Annotated in this window: 17 protein-coding genes and 1 riboswitch; all 17 genes read left to right on the forward strand. The window is 32.9% G+C overall.

What is annotated here, in order from left to right; translation table 11 throughout:
• Positions 1-303 precede the first annotated feature (303 nt).
• Positions 304-5,766 (forward strand): CvpA family protein, encoded by a 5,463-nt coding sequence (locus tag ACHAJD_RS05270; protein WP_435584822.1) that lies wholly within the window; start codon positions 304-306, stop codon positions 5,764-5,766.
• A gap of 166 nt (positions 5,767-5,932) precedes the next feature.
• Complete coding sequence (locus ACHAJD_RS05275; RefSeq protein WP_435584823.1) at positions 5,933-6,472, forward strand: helix-turn-helix domain-containing protein; 540 nt, start codon at positions 5,933-5,935, stop codon at positions 6,470-6,472.
• Positions 6,472-6,882: a hypothetical protein gene (locus tag ACHAJD_RS05280; RefSeq protein WP_435584824.1), complete on the forward strand. Its 411-nt coding sequence runs from the start codon at positions 6,472-6,474 to the stop codon at positions 6,880-6,882. Before ACHAJD_RS05275 ends, ACHAJD_RS05280 begins: the two co-directional genes overlap by 1 nt.
• 140 nt (positions 6,883-7,022) lie before the next feature.
• A complete protein-coding gene (locus tag ACHAJD_RS05285) occupies positions 7,023-7,559 on the forward strand; it encodes a guanylate kinase (RefSeq protein ID WP_435584825.1) in 537 nt (178 codons plus the stop codon).
• Positions 7,560-7,615: 56 nt separating this feature from the next.
• A riboswitch (FMN riboswitch) is annotated at positions 7,616-7,731 on the forward strand.
• 81 nt (positions 7,732-7,812) lie between these two features.
• Complete coding sequence (ribD, locus tag ACHAJD_RS05290) at positions 7,813-8,916, forward strand: bifunctional diaminohydroxyphosphoribosylaminopyrimidine deaminase/5-amino-6-(5-phosphoribosylamino)uracil reductase RibD (RefSeq protein ID WP_435584826.1); 1,104 nt, start codon at positions 7,813-7,815, stop codon at positions 8,914-8,916.
• Positions 8,916-9,551 (forward strand): riboflavin synthase, encoded by a 636-nt coding sequence (locus tag ACHAJD_RS05295; RefSeq protein WP_435584827.1) that lies wholly within the window; start codon positions 8,916-8,918, stop codon positions 9,549-9,551. The genes ribD and ACHAJD_RS05295 overlap by 1 nt, the downstream gene beginning before the upstream one ends.
• A 13-nt stretch (positions 9,552-9,564) precedes the next feature.
• Positions 9,565-10,773 (forward strand): bifunctional 3,4-dihydroxy-2-butanone-4-phosphate synthase/GTP cyclohydrolase II, encoded by a 1,209-nt coding sequence (locus tag ACHAJD_RS05300; protein WP_435584828.1) that lies wholly within the window; start codon positions 9,565-9,567, stop codon positions 10,771-10,773.
• A complete protein-coding gene (gene ribH, locus ACHAJD_RS05305; RefSeq protein WP_435584829.1) occupies positions 10,773-11,234 on the forward strand; it encodes a 6,7-dimethyl-8-ribityllumazine synthase in 462 nt (153 codons plus the stop codon). Before ACHAJD_RS05300 ends, ribH begins: the two co-directional genes overlap by 1 nt.
• Before the next feature lie 3 nt (positions 11,235-11,237).
• On the forward strand, positions 11,238-11,894 hold the full coding sequence (locus ACHAJD_RS05310; protein ID WP_435584830.1) for an HAD family hydrolase: 657 nt from the start codon (positions 11,238-11,240) through the stop codon (positions 11,892-11,894).
• A 69-nt stretch (positions 11,895-11,963) separates the two neighbouring features.
• Positions 11,964-13,454, forward strand: a complete 1,491-nt coding sequence (locus tag ACHAJD_RS05315; protein WP_435584831.1) for an NAD(P)H-hydrate dehydratase — start codon at positions 11,964-11,966, stop codon at positions 13,452-13,454.
• A 192-nt stretch (positions 13,455-13,646) separates the two neighbouring features.
• Complete coding sequence (locus ACHAJD_RS05320) at positions 13,647-14,225, forward strand: nucleotidyltransferase family protein (protein ID WP_435584832.1); 579 nt, start codon at positions 13,647-13,649, stop codon at positions 14,223-14,225.
• Positions 14,215-15,009, forward strand: coding sequence for an FAD binding domain-containing protein (locus ACHAJD_RS05325; protein WP_435584833.1), 795 nt, complete (start codon positions 14,215-14,217; stop codon positions 15,007-15,009). Before ACHAJD_RS05320 ends, ACHAJD_RS05325 begins: the two co-directional genes overlap by 11 nt.
• Positions 15,006-15,458, forward strand: coding sequence for a (2Fe-2S)-binding protein (locus tag ACHAJD_RS05330; RefSeq protein ID WP_435584834.1), 453 nt, complete (start codon positions 15,006-15,008; stop codon positions 15,456-15,458). Before ACHAJD_RS05325 ends, ACHAJD_RS05330 begins: the two co-directional genes overlap by 4 nt.
• Positions 15,455-17,773, forward strand: a complete 2,319-nt coding sequence (locus tag ACHAJD_RS05335; protein ID WP_435584835.1) for a xanthine dehydrogenase family protein molybdopterin-binding subunit — start codon at positions 15,455-15,457, stop codon at positions 17,771-17,773. Before ACHAJD_RS05330 ends, ACHAJD_RS05335 begins: the two co-directional genes overlap by 4 nt.
• Positions 17,773-18,402, forward strand: a complete 630-nt coding sequence (locus tag ACHAJD_RS05340; protein WP_435584836.1) for a hypothetical protein — start codon at positions 17,773-17,775, stop codon at positions 18,400-18,402. The genes ACHAJD_RS05335 and ACHAJD_RS05340 overlap by 1 nt, the downstream gene beginning before the upstream one ends.
• Positions 18,403-18,432: 30 nt before the next feature.
• Positions 18,433-19,275 (forward strand): XdhC family protein, encoded by an 843-nt coding sequence (locus ACHAJD_RS05345; RefSeq protein ID WP_435584837.1) that lies wholly within the window; start codon positions 18,433-18,435, stop codon positions 19,273-19,275.
• Positions 19,247-19,726 (forward strand): nucleoside-triphosphatase, encoded by a 480-nt coding sequence (locus tag ACHAJD_RS05350; RefSeq protein WP_435584838.1) that lies wholly within the window; start codon positions 19,247-19,249, stop codon positions 19,724-19,726. The genes ACHAJD_RS05345 and ACHAJD_RS05350 overlap by 29 nt, the downstream gene beginning before the upstream one ends.
• Positions 19,727-19,729 lie beyond the last annotated feature (3 nt).

Below are 19,729 nucleotides of genomic sequence, written 5' to 3' on the forward strand. Positions count from 1 at the left end.
CATTGTTTTATAGTTTGTTGTATTAAAAAAACATATAAACCGCTATAATTAGCCATCTATATGTTTTGCTATCTGTTGTATTAATGTAGTAAAGTTGTTGTGAACTACTTGTTTAAGTATCATCAACTATAAAACTCGGGTTATTTTGTTATTTAAAGCGGATAATCACTATTTTTAAAATGTGTATAAAATGTGTATTTTTAGTGAATCATTGTATAACTGTTTTTATGAGTTCCCATTTATAATATAATATAATATATATATGAAAGAAAAGAACAGGTACTATTTTAGGGGGAATTAATTATGCCAGCAGGTCTAGATATAGAACTATATTTAAATTTGATGTTTTTATTTATCGTTGGTTTTGCAGCACTAGTAGGATTTATGAGGGGCACTGTAAAATCTATTTACTATTTAATTGTTAAAGCTGTTTTTATAGGAATATTCTTTTTAACAATCAATACAGTTGTTAACCAGTTATGGACCATGCAACTACCTGGTATTGACATGTTAGGGCAGTTCATGCCAGAACTTACAGGTGTAACGACCTTAGAACAAGCGCTACCTTTATTACTTGAAACTTTTTTAGGTGATGCATTATCTGGATCACTAACGAATCAAGAACTTATTGCGTTTGTAACGGGATTGGCTTTATTTATTGTGAAGATTGTTTATACAATTTTATACTTCACAGTTTTTTCATTTGTGTATAAATTTATTACTTTTATTGTACGCATAATAGTTGTAAGACCTGGAAAACCTAGTATGAGTGGTAGATTGGTTGGCGCGGGAGTTGGGGCGGCTAACGGTTTATTAAGTGTGTTTATTACACTCATTGTATTAGGTGGATTAATGAGTATTAATGAAAGTATTGTTACAATTGCAGAATCAACTGTTAATGCAAGTCTTTCAAATCGTGAACCTGCACCTGAATATGGTGTTTTCGTTCCAGTTTCAGATGTGCAAGCATCATTTAATGCATTAAATCCATCAACAAGTTACGAAGCATTTCCTTTAAGTACTCAAGAACCTGATATCGGAGAACTAACAGAACAACTAGGAATGTTAAAAGAAATAGTTGAGGCTTACAATAATAATTACTTTGTAGTCATGTTTAGTGTTATAAGTGTAACGGATGAACAAACTAATCAAACCGTACCGTTAAACTTATTGTTATTTGACTCAGTCTTTTCGTTTAATTATAGAGAAAACCAAATTTCATTTAGAAAAGAACTCTCTATTATGGGTCAAATGGCAACAATCATATTAGAATCAGACTATATGGAAACTAGTAATCTAAGTGACTTAAAAGGCTCTGAAATTGAGGAAGTCTTTACAGTCCTTTCCTATTCAGACTTATTTATATCTTTAATCCCACTTGCAATTGAAATGGGTGCGGATTATATGGATACTGAGATTGAAATTCCAAGAGACGAACTTTATGCAATAGACTGGGAAACAGAAGTTAAACAACTTGGTGTAATTGCCGCAATGACCTTTGAACTTATTAATAAAGCAGGATTATTAGAAGATGAAAACGACCTTGATACAGTTACTTTAGATGGAGAGGAAGTTCGTGATATTTTTGATGCTTTTGCTGGATCTGACTTAATTACTAGAGCCGTCGGAATCGCTGCAGAATTATTTTTAGATGGTAACGAGGATTTATCTGCCATTATTACAGTCCCAGCCGATATTAACTGGGGAGAAGAATTTTCAGCTATGGGTGAAGTGGTTGGACAAATCGTTGATACAGGCATCACAGTGGGTGATTTGCAATCAGGTGATTTTATGATTTTACTTACTGGCTTATCAACAATGGACTTTGAAGTCCTTTATCAATCTAAAATTGTTTCACATGCCCTTGTAAATATTTTATCGGGTAGAGCAGGATTTGAAGGACTCGATATGATTATGGTAACTGATGATGTTGTATGGTTTGATGAAGGAGAAACTCCAGGCGAATTACGCAGTATTTTGAAAGCCTTAAACCGTATTGCTCAAATTGCCGCAAGTATCGGTGACTTTGAAGAAATTACTTTAAATTTAGTCTTTGAATTAGATGATGAAGCACTAGATGATCTACTAGATTCGAAAGTATTAGCGGCTACAGTAGGTGCTTTAATTATGGATAATTTAGGTGATACACTCACCATTCCACATACTGCAAAAATAGAAATATCTATTAATGGGACAACAAGAGATATTGTTACAAAACAAGAAATTAAAGATGTTTTTAAAGCAATATCATTACTTGAAGTGGTTGATTTAGATAATTTAGACTTTGATTTTGGTCTATTAAGTGTTCTTGGTTACGAAAACGATTCAACAACACTAGATCCAGATAAAGCAGAACGTTTATTTGCATCAAACATCATTTGGGCGACCATATCAACCTTGTTATTTGATGCGATGGCTGATAATGACGTTATTACCATTCCATATAAAGATATGAGTGAAACAGATATTCGCATGTTAGATGTTGTAGATGGTATTGAATATATTACACGTGAAGAGTTAACTGCGGTATTAGCATCAATTGTTGCACTTGATTTAGAAAACTTTGATAATTTTGAATCCCTTGATTTAACGCTTATCAAAGATAACATTCAAACCCTACTTGGTTCTGCGATATTGCATGCAACCATTTCAGAACAGTTATTAAACATGATGGATAATGATACTCTTGTTATTCCTTATGTTGACCAAGATGATAATGCGATTAGATTACTGATTGGTGATGTAGGATTTGAAACCGAATATGTACTAGATACTGAACTTATTGCCATATTAGATGCACTAGATGTTTTAGGCTTAACAGATATTGATAGTTTTACTGGTGATTTTGGTGTTGAAACACTATTAGAAGAAGGTAACTTAGATATTTTACTAGCCTCAGCAGTCATTCATGCTACGGTATCTGATTTATTACTTGATCAAGAAACTGATGGATTTATTAAAGTTCCTTATGTTGATCAAGAGGGTATTGATATTCGCATTACACGAGGTAATGTAGGTCACGAAACAGAATATATCTTAAGAACCGAATTACAAGCTTTAATCGATGCACTAGATATTTTAGGCATTACAGATTTAAATGCTTTTGATGGGTCATTAGATTTAAGTATTTTAGCGGTAAACGATAATACAGATACCGTTTTAGAATCGGCAATTATTCATGCAACTGTATCAAATAAGATTATTGACTTAGCAGGTGATGGAACTGTTAAAGTTCCATACTTAGCAGAAGACAATGTTACTGAGATACGTGTTGTAGTGGGGCCTGTTGATGACGAAACAGAATATATTATTAAATCTGAAATAAAAGATATGATTATTGCGTTAGATATTTTAGGGATATTAGATGTTGAGGCATTTGGTGGTAGCCTAGATTTAAGTATTTTAGCCGTTGATAATAATGCAGAAACTGTATTAAGATCTGCAATATTACAAGCAACCATCTCTGATCAAATCTTCGATTTAGGTGATGGTGGGACTGTCACTATTCCATACTTCGCAGAAGATGGATTTACAGAAATACGAATTATTGTAGGTGAAAACGATACTGAAACTATTTATATATCTAAATCAGAACTAGAAGCCGTTATAATTGCATTAGATATATTAGACATATTAGATGTTCAAAACTTTACAGGTTCAATCGATTTAAGTGTACTAGCGATAGATGATAATACTGATAAAGTTTTAACCTCAGCTATTTTACAAGCAACCATTTCTCAAAAAGTCTTTGATTTAGATACAAATGATACCATTGTTGTCCCTTATTACCGTGACGATAATGTTACAGAAATAAGAGTAACTGTTGGGGCACTAGATACTGAAACAGTCTACATTGCAAAAGCAGAACTTCAAGCAATGATTATTGCCCTAGACATATTAGATGTCTTAGATGTTGAAGCATTTACAGGCTCTATTAATTTAAGTGTTCTTGCAGAACTTTATGAAGATGGTGTAAATACCAATGCGAATGAAGCATTAAAATCTGCTATTATTCAAGCAACAATGTCTAAAAAAGTTCTCGACTTACATGTCAGTAATACCGTTACAGTCCCTGCACGAGAGTCTGATTTAAGTACGGTTGTACGTGTAAGTGTTGGTGCCGGGTTAGAAAGTACAGATTATATCACTGCACTTGAACTTGAAAATATGATTATTGCTCTAGATATCCTTGATATCTTAGACGTTGAAAATTACACAGGCGCTATCGACTTAACTGTATTTTATGATTATGAAAATCGTGTATTATTGCTCAATTCAGCAATTATGCATGCAACGATTTCAAAACAGTTCTTTGATCTAAACACTTCAAATACATTAACAATTCCATACACTTATGATCTAGGTAGTGGTCTTTATGATATTCGTATAGCGGATAGTTATCTATCTATAGATACAGACTTTGTACTAAAAGATGAAGTCCATGCGATTATTGAAGTATTAGAACTATTTGGTATCACAAGTGTTACCGACTTTACTGGATCATTTAATTTAGCTGTACTTAATACCGTTGATAAACAAGATACATTACTTGCCTCTGCATCGATGCACGCAACGATTTCAAAAACACTATTTGATTTAGGCGATCAAGTACTAATTATTCCATTAGAATCACAACCAGTATTAGGAGATAGTATTGATGTACGCTTCTTTATTGGTAATGTTGGTGAAGATTACGAATATGTACTAGATAATGAAATTAAAGCTTTAATTGATGCACTACTTGCAATGGGTTATAGTGACTTAGATAGTTTCGGTGGTGGGATCGAACTTGATCGTTTCTTTGATGAGAAAGCAACCATATTACTCTCACATTCAATCCATGCAACCGTTTCATACAACATGCTTAATAAAACCGGTGGCGCTTTAATTATTCCTAATAAAGACGCTTTAGATGATTTCATCCGTATAGAAACACTTGGTGGCATTATCTATGTTGAAAAAGACGAAGTCTTAGCTATATTAGAAGGTTTAGAAACATTAGGATTTACAGACTTTAGTAATATTGATGTTAATCCGTCAAATATTTTACAAAACGATTTTGAACAAATTGTTAATAGTTCAGTTTCTTTACAAGCAACCATTTCAAAATCGATTTTAGATATTGCCCTTGATGAAACTGCTCCATATGGAAGCACAACGATTATCGTACCACTTTCAATGCGAGAAATGATTAATGTTGGACTAGATACACCTAATCAAATAGAACGTGTTGAACTTATTCGTTTACTCGAAGGCTTACAAGTACTTAATATTTCGAACTTCGGCGATGCAATTGATGCCGAGATTATTACAAACCTATCAGATGCTGAAATAGATACATTACTCTTAAGTGCTTCGATACATACAACCATCGACAATATGTTAAGAGGTAACGCAGGCATTAATATTCCTGAGTTAGCTGAAGATAGTTATTATGGCATTACCTATGACTTAACCGTACCAGAAGAAATTAAACTATTTATTAAAGCAGTAACCGCATTAGGACAAACATCATTTGCAACAGCAACATTCGATTTAGCAACAATTACAGGCTTAAGTGAATCAGAACGCAACACCATATTTGATTCAATGATTGCGCGTAATACAATACAACCACAAGTAGATGCTGCTGTCCTTAGCTATCAAATTAATGTAGACCCAGGCTATGAAGTCGATGATACTTACTATCACAATGATGACCCAAGCTTATTCTTAACGAAACAAGGTCTCATTAATGTACTTACAGAAATTGGCGCAATAAGCTAAATTAACTTAAAAGAACCGAATTTTTTCGGTTCTTTTTTTTGAAAAAACATGGATTAGATGAGAATAATTAAGCACTTTTTCTTTGCAACTATAAATTGCTTTATTAAAATAGACTATAATCTTATAATAAAACTATCAATTCTGCAGATTGATTGGAGGTGCTTAAGTGTTAGACTTAAAAAAAATTGGGGAACAACTATGTATGTTTAGACAAAAAAACGGCTTAAGCCAAGAAGGGCTTGCTGAACAACTTTTTGTTTCTCATCAAGCAGTCAGTAGATGGGAAACTGGTAAGAGCTTACCAAATATCGATACAATCATAGCTTTAACAGAGTTATATGAAACTTCATTAGACACCATTTTATGTTTGAATATTGAACTTGAAACTGATTTGGATATACTATTTAAAAATCATTCTAGAACATTTGTTATTGATCAGATTATTCACAAGCAAATAAAAACATATGACGTTAATGACATTATCCATTTACTTAATCAAGAGGAACGTTATTATGTATTATCTATGTACTTAAAAGAAGCCATTCATTTTAATCTTAATTATTTATGGCCAAGATTATCATTAGAAGAACGAAGAATGATTATAATGCACCATATCGAATTTAAATATCCTAAAAATTTAAATGAAATTTGGAGTATGCTTAACAGTTTCGAAAAAAAATTATTGATGAAAGAAGGAAAGAAATAATGAAAATTATTAGTATGTTGCCGTTCTTAGATGAAGAAAGCAAAGACGAACTTGTTGAAAGTATATTAAATAATGAGTTAAAAGAAGGCAGCCATGTTATTCCAGCTATTTTACCATTTTTAAGCAATAAGCAAATCCATAAACTATATATAGCAGCACTTGAGAAAAAAATAGATGCAAGTCCATATGAAATGTTACCTTTTGTTTCACAAGAAGCAATTAATGAAGCCATTGATCGCATTGAAAGCGGTGATTTAGAGGGTGTTAAGCTTGAACGCATGCTGCCATTTTTAAGCACTGATAACGTAAGAAAGATTTTCAAGCAAGCATTTAAACATTATAAAAAATCTGATTCCGATACGAAAGAAGAACCACCAAAGCCTACTGAAGAAAACGAAGAAAACGAATAGTTTTTACCTTAATTTAGAAACCGATAAAAGAAGATCACTGCAAAGTGATCTTTTTATTAAAAATTAATCTTAAAGTACAGCCTTTTATGTTTCAATTTCATCAAATTAATGATAAAATTTAAAAGATTAGGAGTGATGATATGTTGGTCATGATTGGAGCAAGTGCAAGCGGTAAAACCGAAATAGCTAAACTACTTATAAAAAATTACCGTTTTAAAAAAATGGTCACCTATACGACAAGACCTAAGCGTGAAGGCGAAATTGATGGCGTTGATTATCATTTTTTATCAAGGGAAAGTTTTGAAGATAAAATGAGAATTGACTTTTTTTTAGAAACCTCATGTTATAACAATCACTACTATGGGACAGCTTTTAAAGATGCTGCACTCGATAAAGTACTTATCGTTGATATACAAGGTGCAAATGCATTATATAAAGAATTAAAAGACGATGTTATGATTTTCTTTATTCAATCACCAGAATCATTAAGAAAAGACCGTATGTTGGCACGTGGCGATAAGCTAGAAGATGTAAAAAAACGTTTGAAAATAGATAAAGATTATTTTGTGAAGGAAAATTTAGATCACATTGACTATATTATAAACAATGCAGAACATGATTTAGAAGAAGTCACGTATAACATCTATAAAACCTATAAAGATACAATGTTAGTGTAATGTATTATTTGACCATTATAAATGGCTATGATATACTTACTTTGTAATAATAATTGAATAATCTTCAGGGCAGGGTGAAATTCCCGACCGGCGGTAAAGTCCGCGAGCACTCGTTGCATGATTTGGTGAAATTCCAAGACCGATAGTATAGTCTAGATGAAAGAAGATAAAAATCCGCTTTTTTGCGTTTTTTTGATTTTGTTTGCCCTGATTTTATAGTCAGGGCATTTTTTAATAGAAAAGTGGTGAAATCATGCATGAAAAAATGATGAAACATTCACTCAAATGTGCAGAACAAGGAACCGGATTTGTAAATCCTAATCCGTTAGTTGGAGCTGTTGTGGTTAAAAACAATCATATTATCGCCGAAGGATACCATGCATTGTATGGTTCAAATCATGCAGAAATTAATGCTTTTAATACCGCTAAAGAAAGCGTAGAAGGTGCAACAATGTATGTAACGCTAGAACCGTGTTCACATTACGGAAAAACCCCACCCTGCGCAGAAGCAATTATTAAAAACAAGATTAAAGAAGTCTTTATTGCAAGCATTGACCCTAATCCACTTGTTGCTGGTAAAGGGGTTAAATTATTAGAAAATGCTGGAATTAGGGTAAGCGTTGGACTATTAGATAATGAAAATAAACAATTGAATAAAGTCTTTTTTAAATATATAAAATCAAATAATCCTTATGTAGTCATGAAAACCGCTATGAGTTTAGATGGTAAGATCGGGACAAATACAGGGGATTCAAAATGGATTAGTAATGATAAATCAAGAGCTTTTGTGCACCAACTCAGACATCAATATAAAGCTATCATGGTAGGGGTTAATACCGTGATTAATGATAATCCATACCTTACAACTAGACTTGATAACATAAAAGGAAGAAATCCGATCCGTATTATTGTTGATAGTAATGGTAAAATACCCCTTGACTCTAACATTGTTAAAACAGCAGAATCAGTTAAAACAATCGTTGCAACCACAAAACGATGTCCTAATGAAGTTTTAGAGCGTTTACATAATAAAGGTATAGAAACCATCATAACCACCGCACAAAACAACCAGGTTGATTTAAATGAACTCATGCAAAAACTTGCAAGTATTGGTATCGATGGTATTTTGCTTGAAGGTGGAAGTACCCTAAATGCAGCAGCACTAAAAGCGGGAATTGTTGATGAAATTATTACGTTTGTTGCCCCAAAAATTATTTCAGGAAAACAGGCTTTATCACCTATTGGTGGTGAAGGCATTAATCTAATGAATGAAGCGTTAAATTTAAAATTAATGCATTACCAGTTGTTTGATGATGACATGATGTTGCAATACATTGTTGTAAAGGAGAATGCTTAATGTTCACAGGAATTATTGAAGAAATCGGACAAATCGAATCCATTAAAAAAGGCCCAAAAAGCGCTTCACTAAAAATAAAAGCCAAAAAAGTGTTAGAACAAACAAAACTAGGGGATAGCATTGCTACAGATGGCGTTTGTTTAACTGTTACACATATGAATCAAACAAGTTTTACAGTTGATGTCATGAACGAAACGCTTAATCGTTCAACGATTAAACAGTTAAACATAGGTTCACGTGTTAATTTAGAACGTACTTTAACACTAAGTGATCGGTTAGGAGGCCATTTAGTGAGTGGTCATATCGACGGAACTGGAACAATTATTTCATTAACCAAGCAAGATATTGCAACATTAGTTAGAATTAACACAGAAAAATCTTTGTTAAAATATATTATTGAAAAAGGCAGTATTGCTATTGATGGTATTAGCCTAACGGTTGTTACTGTTGATGAACAAGGGTTTACCGTATCCATTATCCCTTATACAAAAGAGGATACAACATTACTTGAAAAACAAATAGGAAGTTTAGTTAACTTAGAATGTGATTTAATTGGTAAATATGTAGAAAAACTGCTTAAACACTCTAATGACGAAGGCGTAACATTAGACTTACTTAAAAAATATGGATTTTAGAAGGAGAATTTAAATGTTTAACACGATTGAAGAAGCCATTGAAGACATAAAAAATGGCAAAATGGTTATCGTTGTTGATGATGAAGACCGCGAAAATGAAGGGGACTTACTTATGGCCGCAGAACATGCAACCCCTGAGGCAGTTAATTTCATGGCTACTCACGGTCGCGGATTAATCTGCATGCCAATTGAAGAATCACATGCAAAAAAATTAGGGTTTTATTCAATGGTCACTGAAAATACAGATACCTATCACACTGCATTTACAGTGTCGATTGATGCTAATGAAACCACAACAGGCATATCTGCATATGAACGTAGTTTAACCATTCAAAAAGTATTAGATGATGATGCAATCCCATTTGATTTTAAACGCCCAGGACATGTGTTTCCACTTGTGGCAAAAGAAGGGGGCGTATTAAAACGTGCAGGCCACACAGAAGCAGCCATTGATTTTGCAAAATTAGCTGATTTAAAACCTGCTGGTGTTATATGTGAAATCCTAAATGACGATGGCACAATGGCACGAGTTGATGATTTAATACACTATGCAAAAAAACACCAATTAAAACTAGTAACAATTGCGGATTTAATTGCTTATAGAAGAAAACAAGATCATTTTGTAAGACGAGCTGCAGAAGCAACTTTACCGACAAAACATGGTGAATTTAGAATGGTTGGTTTTGAAAACACATTGAGTGGAGAACATCATGTTGCTTTAGTTAAAGGTGACATTAGTGAAACGGATGATGTTTTAATCCGTGTGCATTCAGAATGCCTAACTGGTGATGCTTTAGGATCTAAACGCTGCGATTGTGGCGAACAACTAGATGCCGCACTAGATAACATTAACAAAGAAGGTAAAGGCATCTTGCTATATATGCGTCAAGAAGGTAGAGGGATTGGTTTAATTAATAAGATTAAAGCCTATGCCTTACAAGATAAAGGAATGGATACGGTAGAAGCTAATCTTGCATTAGGGTTTCCAGATGACATGCGTGATTATGGAATTGGTGCACAAATTCTACTAGATTTAAACGTAAGAAACATCCGACTTATGACAAACAATCCCAAAAAAGTACATGGATTAACAGGATATGGATTAAAAATAGTTGAACGTGTTCCAATCCAAATGAATCATAATGAAAGAAATGAAAGTTACTTAAAAACTAAAAAACAAAAACTTGGGCATATGCTCAAATTTGAGGAGGAAAAAGAATAATGAAAACATTTGAAGGAAATTTAATTGTAAAAGATTTAAAATTTAATATTGTTGTAGGTAGATTTAACGAGTTTATCGGGTCTAAATTACTAGAAGGGGCAAAAGATGCTTTGCTTAGACATGGAACTAAAAAAGAAGATATTCATATTACATGGGTTCCTGGTGCATTTGAGATTCCATTAATTGCTAAAAAAATTGCAAAAACTAATAATTATGATGCAGTTATTTGTTTAGGTGCAGTCATTAGAGGAAATACCCCACACTTTGATTATGTTTCAAACGAAGTTACAAAAGGTGTTGCACATGTATCACTAGAAACTGAGGTACCAGTAATTTTTGGTGTTTTAACCACGGATACAATTGAACAAGCGATTGAAAGAGCTGGAACAAAAGCAGGAAATAAGGGATTTGAAGCTGCAGTTACTGCTATCGAAATGGCAAACTTACTAAAAAGCTTATAATTTATGAATGTTCAACATATTCAAACAATATTTTTTGATTACGATGGTACCATACATAATAGTTTAGCCATTTATGAACCAGCATTTTTAAAAGCATACGACTTTTTAGTTGAAAATAACCATGCAAAACCTTATGATTGGACGAGCCAAGAAATAAGTCAGTTTTTAGGACAAACACCAAAAGAAATGTGGAATGCATTTGGGGAAGATATAAAAGAAGATGCAAAAAATAAAGCAAGTAAAATTATAAGCGACGAAATGCAACGTTTAATCCTCAATAAACAAGCATCTCTTTATGATGGCGCAATGGATACATTAAAATACCTTAAGTCTAAAGGGTATAAACTGATTTTTATCAGCAACTGTAAGCAGTATTACCTTGAATCACATGCTGAAATTTTTCATTTAGATGATATATTTGATCTAATGGTGTGTTCTGAAACTTTTGAGGTAGAAGAAAAACATCTTGTTTTAGAGCGTATATTAAACGATTATCCAGAAAAAAGCGTAATAATTGGTGATAGACATCATGATATCCAAGCAGGAAAGTATAATAAGATATATACCATCGGTTGTCGTTATGGATTTGGCAATGACGAAGAACTAAAAGAAGCGGATATGACTATAGATACTATTAAAGAACTAGAAAAAATATTTTAAGGTAAACACGTTTCACCTTTTTTTTTAATAATAGAGAGTGTTATAATAAAGAAGAAGGTGGGATGAATCATGATAGAAATTGTATCGGTTAGTACAATGAAAGAAATGGATGAATTTACATGTAAGAAAAAAAATCTTAGTTCTTTTGAATTAATTCTTTTAGTAGGAGAAAAAATCGCCAATTTATTAAGTCAACATAAACAAGTAATAAACCAAAATGGCGTTATTATTGCTGGACTTGGCAATAATGGTGGCGATGCAATCGTTACAGCTGACAATTTTTACAAACAAGGATTTAATTGTGATTTATACATTGTTGGTGATGCAAGTCAACTTAGTTTAGATACAGCAAATATTTTGAGTCAAATTTCGATGAACTATAAATGGATTGTTACAAAAAATGACTTAAAAGACGTTGGTAAAAACTTCAAGGATTATGACTACTTAATTGATGGGTTATTTGGAGTTGGGTTAAGTAGACCGCTTGATGGCTTATATTTAGATATGGTTGAAAAAATCAATCAAACCAACCTATATACCTTTAGTATTGACATTGCATCAGGCATTCACGCTGATACTGGAAAGGCATTATCAAGTGCAGTAAAAGCAAATGAAACCATTGCTATACAATGTGCTAAATTTGGTCACTATTTGCAAGACGCTAAAGACTATACAGGAAAATTAACCGTGATAGATGTAGGGATAATATCTAAAAAGAACCATAAAAAAGCATACGTTCTTGATAAAGATATGATTAAAAAAACCATGCCACCAAGACAACAAAATACACACAAGTATGACTATGGGAAAATTGTTATATTCGGTGGATCACCTGAGATGATGGGAGCACCTAACTTAGCAGCTGAAGCAGCGTTAAGAAGTGGTTCAGGCATTATAAAAATTGCAGTACTAAAAAAATATTATGAGTATATATACCGATTATCTCATGAGGTAATGTTTACCTCTTACAAATCAGATGATATTGATGATGTCATTGAAAAAACTGATGCAATCTTATTTGGTCCAGGTCTTGGTAAGGAAGAAGACAATTATGAAAAAACGCTTGAAGCGTTAATTAAAAGTGAGATTCCTGTTGTAATTGATGCAGATGGAATTGATTATTTCAAAGAAATATTCGATTCAAAACTTCCAACAGAAAACCTTATTTTAACCCCTCACATGGGCGAGTTTTCACGTTTAATTAATACACGTAAAGAAAATATATATGAAAATCCAATGAAATCAATTAATCATTTTATGGAAAAATATAAAGGGGTACTCATTGTAAAAGGTCCTAGCACAATCATTGCCTATCAAAGACTTATTTTCATCATGCCTTATGGCGGTGCTTTTTTAGCTACTGCAGGGTCTGGTGATGTATTAGGGGGCATTATTACAAGTTTAATTGGGCAAAAAAAATCTTTAGTTGATGCCTCTTGTTTAGGGACTTTAATTCATGCACTTGCAGGTGAAGAAGCGCAAATAACTTACGGAGAAGATAGTTTGTTAGCTCAAGATATTATTGATAAAATATTCAAAATTATTAAACTAGCAAAATAAGGCTTTAATTAAAAGGATTTAATCAAAATTAAATCCTTTTTTATAAACTCATTTTCCTAGTCAGTTTCATATAGAATTTGCCTTAAAATCATGCTATAATAATAACAATACAAAAAATGTAAGGTTTTTAGAACTATTTATTCAATGAATCATTTGACATCCACTGTGTAAACGCTCAATTCGGAGGGTATTATGGCACAAGGTGTGATTCTAGCTGCAGGCTTATCAAGTCGAGCTAAGACGAATAAAATGTTGCTTTCATACAATGATCGTCCGGTGATAAACCATACGATAGAATGTATGTTGCCTTTTGTTGAGAAAATCATAGTCGTTACAGGTCATTATCATAAAGAAATCAATAATGTAATAAAAAAATACGAAAAAGTAATCGTTGTTAAGAATGATGCCTATTTAGATGGAATGTTTAGTTCCATTCAAAAGGGTGCCTCATTTATTGATGACGATTTTTTTATTGTACCAGGAGACATGCCGTTTATTCATCCTTCTACTTATGAACTACTTTTAAAAGAAAGAGGGTTGATAAAAGTTCCAACCTATAACACATTTAAAGGGCATCCCATCTTTATTGATAAACGGCTTATAAAACCTTTATTATTAGAACCAGTAACTTCAAATTTAAAAACGTTTAGAGATCAGTTTCATGTAAAATTAATTACAACGTTAGATGAAGGCATATTAAAAGATATAGATACCGTTGAAGATATTTTCACCTTAAACTTAACAGAAAGGAATGAGGACATTGGAGGTTAAAAGGTACCATTTAGCAAAGACAATTAAGGAAGCCTATGAAATCTTATTACAAGATGATAACGCACAAATAATTGCAGGAGGGGCATGGTTAAAACAAGTTAATAAGGACATTAGTACTATAATTGACTTAAAAGCACTTAACCTTGATCAAATCATAGAAAATGATGCTTACTATGAAATAGGATCAATGGTTACATTAAGAACACTTGAAGTACACGAAGGCATTGGCAAACTGCTTGGTGGAATTGTTTCTGAGAGTATCAGCCATATTATGGGTGTTAATTTTAGAAACATTGCTACAATTGGAGGTAGTATTTACGGTCGTTATGCTTTTAGTGACATTATTACAGCGTTATTAACCTGCAAGGTTACGCTACATTTTCACGATAGTGGCGCTATGGATTTAGAAGCGTTTTTACTTAAACGAGGAAGTTTTAAAGATATTCTTACGCACATACACATTTATAAATCAAAAGGCAAATCGTATTTTAAAAAAGTCTCTAACACAAGACTTGATTTTGCCATGTTAAATATAGCAGTAAGTCATTGGAATGGAAAATATTATATTGCACTGGGTTCAAGACCTGGCAGTGCAATACTTATCCATGAAGCAATGACTTTTTTAAATGAGCAAGATACGCTTTCTGATAAAGTTATAAATGAAAGTCTGGATTTGATGCTTGCTAATACCAAGTTTGGTACTAATCATCGAGCAAGCGATAAGTATAGAATTGAACTAGCTAAAACCTATGTCAAAAGAGGACTAAATGAGGTGAAACCATGAAAGTAACATTATTGCTTAATCATCGTAAAGTTGTTTTTAATATAAAAGAAAACGAATATTTACTAGATACTTTAAGAAACAATCACATCTTCAGTGTGAAAAAGGGCTGTGACAATTCAACGTGTGGTGTTTGTACTGTTTTAGTTGATAATAAACCAATGATGGCCTGTACATTACTTACAATAAGAATGGAAAACAAAGAGATATTAACAGTTGACGGTATATTAGATGAGGTAAATAAAATTAGTTACTATTTTGGACAAGAAGGCGCAGATCAATGTGGATTTTGTAACCCAGGTATTGCATTATCAATTTATGCTATGAAACGTGAACTTAAGACGCCAACCGATATGGATATTAAAAACTATGTTGTTGGAAACTTATGTCGATGTAGTGGATATGAAGCACAGTTTAAAGCTATAAAAAATTATTTAGGTGATCCATTATGAAAATAGTAAACAAACACACGCCATCGATTGATGGTAAAGGCATCATGATGGGGAGAAAAGCTTATACGGATGATTTAGCAGAGGCAAATAGCTTAATCGTTAAAGTACTTAGAAGTCCACACGCATTCGCTAAAATAACAACAATTGATACAACAAAAGCGTCATCTTTAGAAGGCGTTGAACTTGTTTTAACACACAAGGATGTGCCAAGAAAACCATTTACACGTGCAGGTCAAGGTTATCCCGAACCTTCACCCCACGATAAATTCGTCTTAGATGAATATGTAAGATATGTAGGCGATGAAGTTGCTTGTGTTGCTGCGGTTAACGAAGAAATAGCTTTAAAAGCGCTTAACTTAATAGAAGTTGAGTATGAAGTACTAGAAGCTGTATTAGATTTCGAACAAGCGCTTAATCATAAAAGCATCATTCATCCTGAAGATGAAATCCATGAAATGTTTCCTATAGGATTTGATCCTAAAAAAAATCAAGCAGCAAGTTATCATATGCACGTCAATGACGTAGAAAAAACATTAAAATCATGCGATGTAATCATTAAAGAATCTTTTTATACTCAAGCTCAAGCCCACGCTATGATGGAACCTCATACGGTAAATGCACGCTTGGATTATTACGACCGACTGGTTATTTATTCATCTACACAAACACCGTATCATGTTAGAAGAATTCTTTCCCAAGCACTTGAGATACCAATTAGTAAGATTCGAGTAATTAAACCCCGAGTTGGTGGAGGCTTTGGTGGAAAACAAGCCCTTCATGGTGAAATGTTAGTTGCGCTTGTTACAATGAAAACAAAAAAACCATCAAAAATGGTATATACAAGAAAAGAAGTGTTTGAATCAAGTTACACAAGACATCCAATGCGTTTAGATATTACTTTAGGTGCATCAAAGGATGGTACATTAAAAGCCATAGATTGTTATATACTATCTGATACTGGTGCATACGGAGAACATGCATTAACCGTATTCATGGTTGCTGGATCAAAGGTATTACCTTTATATAATAAAGTTGATTCGGTTAGGTTTCATGGAAATGTTGTTTACACAAACAAAACACCTGCTGGCGCTTATAGAGGTTATGGTGCTATTCAAGGTAATTTTGCCCTTGAATCAGCGATAGATATTTTATGTCAAAAATTAAATATAGATCCATTAAAATTCAGAGATAAAAACATGATAAAAGAAGGTGAAACCTCACCAATATTTGAAATTATGGGTGAAGGCACCGAAGGTACTGCAATGACTATGGAAAGTTGTAAACTTGAATACTGTTTAAATAAAGGGAAAGAACTAATTAACTGGGATAACATCTATCCTAATAAAGGTGTTAGTGAAAATAAAGTAAAAGCTGTGGGTATGGCAATTGCAATGCAAGGTAGTGGAATCCCTTATATTGATATGGGCGCAGCTACCATCAAGTTAAACGACGATGGGTTTTATAATTTAATGATTGGAGCTACAGATATTGGACAAGGAAGTGATACCATCCTTGCTCAGATTGCAGCCGAGGCGTTAGAGACTACTATGGATAAAGTTATTGTTTATAGTTCTGATTCTGACTTAACGCCATTTGATGCAGGTGCATACGCATCAAGTACTACTTACGTATCTGGTAATGCAGTATTAAAAGCAGCTAAGCTTATGAAAGAGATGTTAATAGAAGAAGCAAGCAAAGCACTTAAAGTAGAAGCATCATCAATTACTTTTGACGGGGTCACCTTTAAAGCATTAAAAAGTGAATCAATCACCTTAAGTCATCTAGCGAACCGACTTTACTATAATGAAGATCAAAAACAATTAACCGCAACTAGTAGCTATGTTGGCCATAAATCACCCCCACCTTTTATGGCGGGATTTATAGAAGTTGAAGTGGATAAAGAAACAGGAGAATTTGACATTAATCATTATGTCAGCGTCGTTGATTGTGGCGTAACAATCAACCCAAAACTTGCTCAAGGACAAGTAGAGGGTGGAATCGTACAAGGATTAGGTATGGCGACATTTGAAAAAGTTATCTATTCAAAAAAAGGCCAACTGATATCAAATGACTTTTTAACTTATAAAATCCCAACCAGTTTAGATATTAAGAAGTTAACAACTGAGTTTGCAGAAAGTTATGAAGAATCAGGACCCTATGGTGCAAAATCAGTAGGTGAAATCGGCATTGATACGCCACCAGCCGCACTAGCAAACGCTATTTATAACGCTGTTGGAGTAAGAATTACAGCACTACCAATAACGCCCGAAAAAATACTAATGGCGTTACTTAAAAATAAAGAAGAGGTGCAATAATGAAAACAATGACTAGAATCAGTATTATCGTATTTTTTGGATCTTTATGGGGCATTTTAGAAGCGACACTTGGTTACGCATTACAGTTTCCACTAATCCCATTTTTCGTTTCTGGTATGATTATGTTTCCAATTGCTGCAGGGTTGCTTATTCGCGCTTATTTACTTTTACAGAGTCGCTTAAACCTTCTTTGGATTGGAATTATCGCTATGTCTATCAAATCAATAAATTTACTCCTACCAATGAATCCATGGCGTACAGTTAATCCTATGATTGCGATTATTTTAGAATCACTTCTAATGGTCGGTGTGGTTACATTAATCGTAAAAAAACCAATAAAACCTCAAGTTGTAGGACTATTTGCGGCTTCAATTGGATGGCGTACTTTATTTTTAGCTTTTATGTTTTTACAATACGCAACTACAGGATTTTTACATAACGACATTAGTAGTTTAACGGCTATATTAACATTTATATTTATATTTGGTGTAGTAAATACATTCATCGCCTTACTCATACATCAGTTATTATTACGTATTGAAACTAAAAGGTATTTCAAAATACAATTTAATCCAATTATGAGTGCAACGCTATTTGTAATCGCGTTGGTATTAAGTTATATATTATAACCGTAAAACAATAACAACACGGAGGATATCATGCAAACTATTTATGAAAAGATTCATGCATTTCAAAAAGCAGGAATTGATTTAATCGTCGTAACTGCAGTTAGTAAATCCGGTGAAGGACCTGTTGAGGTCGGTAAAAAAATGATAGTCACCGAGACTAATGAAGCCTTTGGGACTGTCGGTGGTGGCGCATTAGAGTTTCATGCGCGAGAAAAATGTAAAGAACTATTAAAATCACGTCAACATTTATATGAAAAATATATTTTAAGTGATGGAAAAGTTCATCCTAGTGCAAAAACGCTTCCCATGAAATGTGGGGGGGTTGTTACACTGTTTTATGAATTTATCGGTGTTGCTAATTATGTGTATATTTTTGGTGCAGGTCATGTTGGTCAAGCGGTTGTCAATGTTTTAAAAACTTTGAATTTTCATATTACGGTCATTGATGAAAGAGAAGCTGTAATTAACCAATTTAAAGGTGGAGACCGTATTGTCCATCAGCCTTTTGTTGAGTTTTTAGAATCAGAAGGTATTAAAGAAAATAGTTTTGTCATTGTCTGCACCCCAAGTCATAAATATGATTACCATGTAATCAATAAAGTAATCGAAAAGAATATGAAACCTAAATATATAGGCATGCTTTGTTCTGCCGATAAACTTAAGGATTACTTAGATACAACATATGAAAACTTTGGTAAGGATGTTGATTTATCGAATTTTTATTCACCAATTGGACTAGATTTAGGTGGAGGTTCACCTGAAGAAATTGCCATATCAATTGTGTCTGAACTCTTAGCATTACACCATGATAAGAAGAATCCTAAACATATGAGGGAGGTTCATCATGGTGACCATCATTACTGGAACAATTAACGGTTATAAAACAACTAAAATGCATGAACTATACCATTTAAATAAATTTGGGGATGGGTTCTTATCAATAAAAAAAATGATTGATGATCACGTTCATAGTTATAATATTATGAAATTGTCTACTAAAGAAACGCGTTTATTTATTAAACACGAACAATTTTTCAATAACGATTTTAAAATAGCTTTTAAGTTAGGACCCTATTTATTTAACCAAGAAGTATTTATATGGGTACACGATGAAATAAATCATTTTATTAAAAATAATGTTGAACCGATTTATTTAGATGAAATTGGATTGTTGGAATTAGATAATAAAGGATTTCATCAAACTGTTTTGGCTCTGATAACTTCAAATTTAAATTGTGTAATTACAGTAAGAAAAAATCTATTAAAAGACATAATTAATCACTACAATATTGAAGCATTTACTTTAATTGATACAACTTCATAAAGG

It is taken from the genome of Liberiplasma polymorphum, from assembly GCF_043951795.1.
GTDB classification, from domain to species: domain Bacteria; phylum Bacillota_I; class Bacilli_A; order Izemoplasmatales; family Izemoplasmataceae; genus Liberiplasma; species Liberiplasma polymorphum.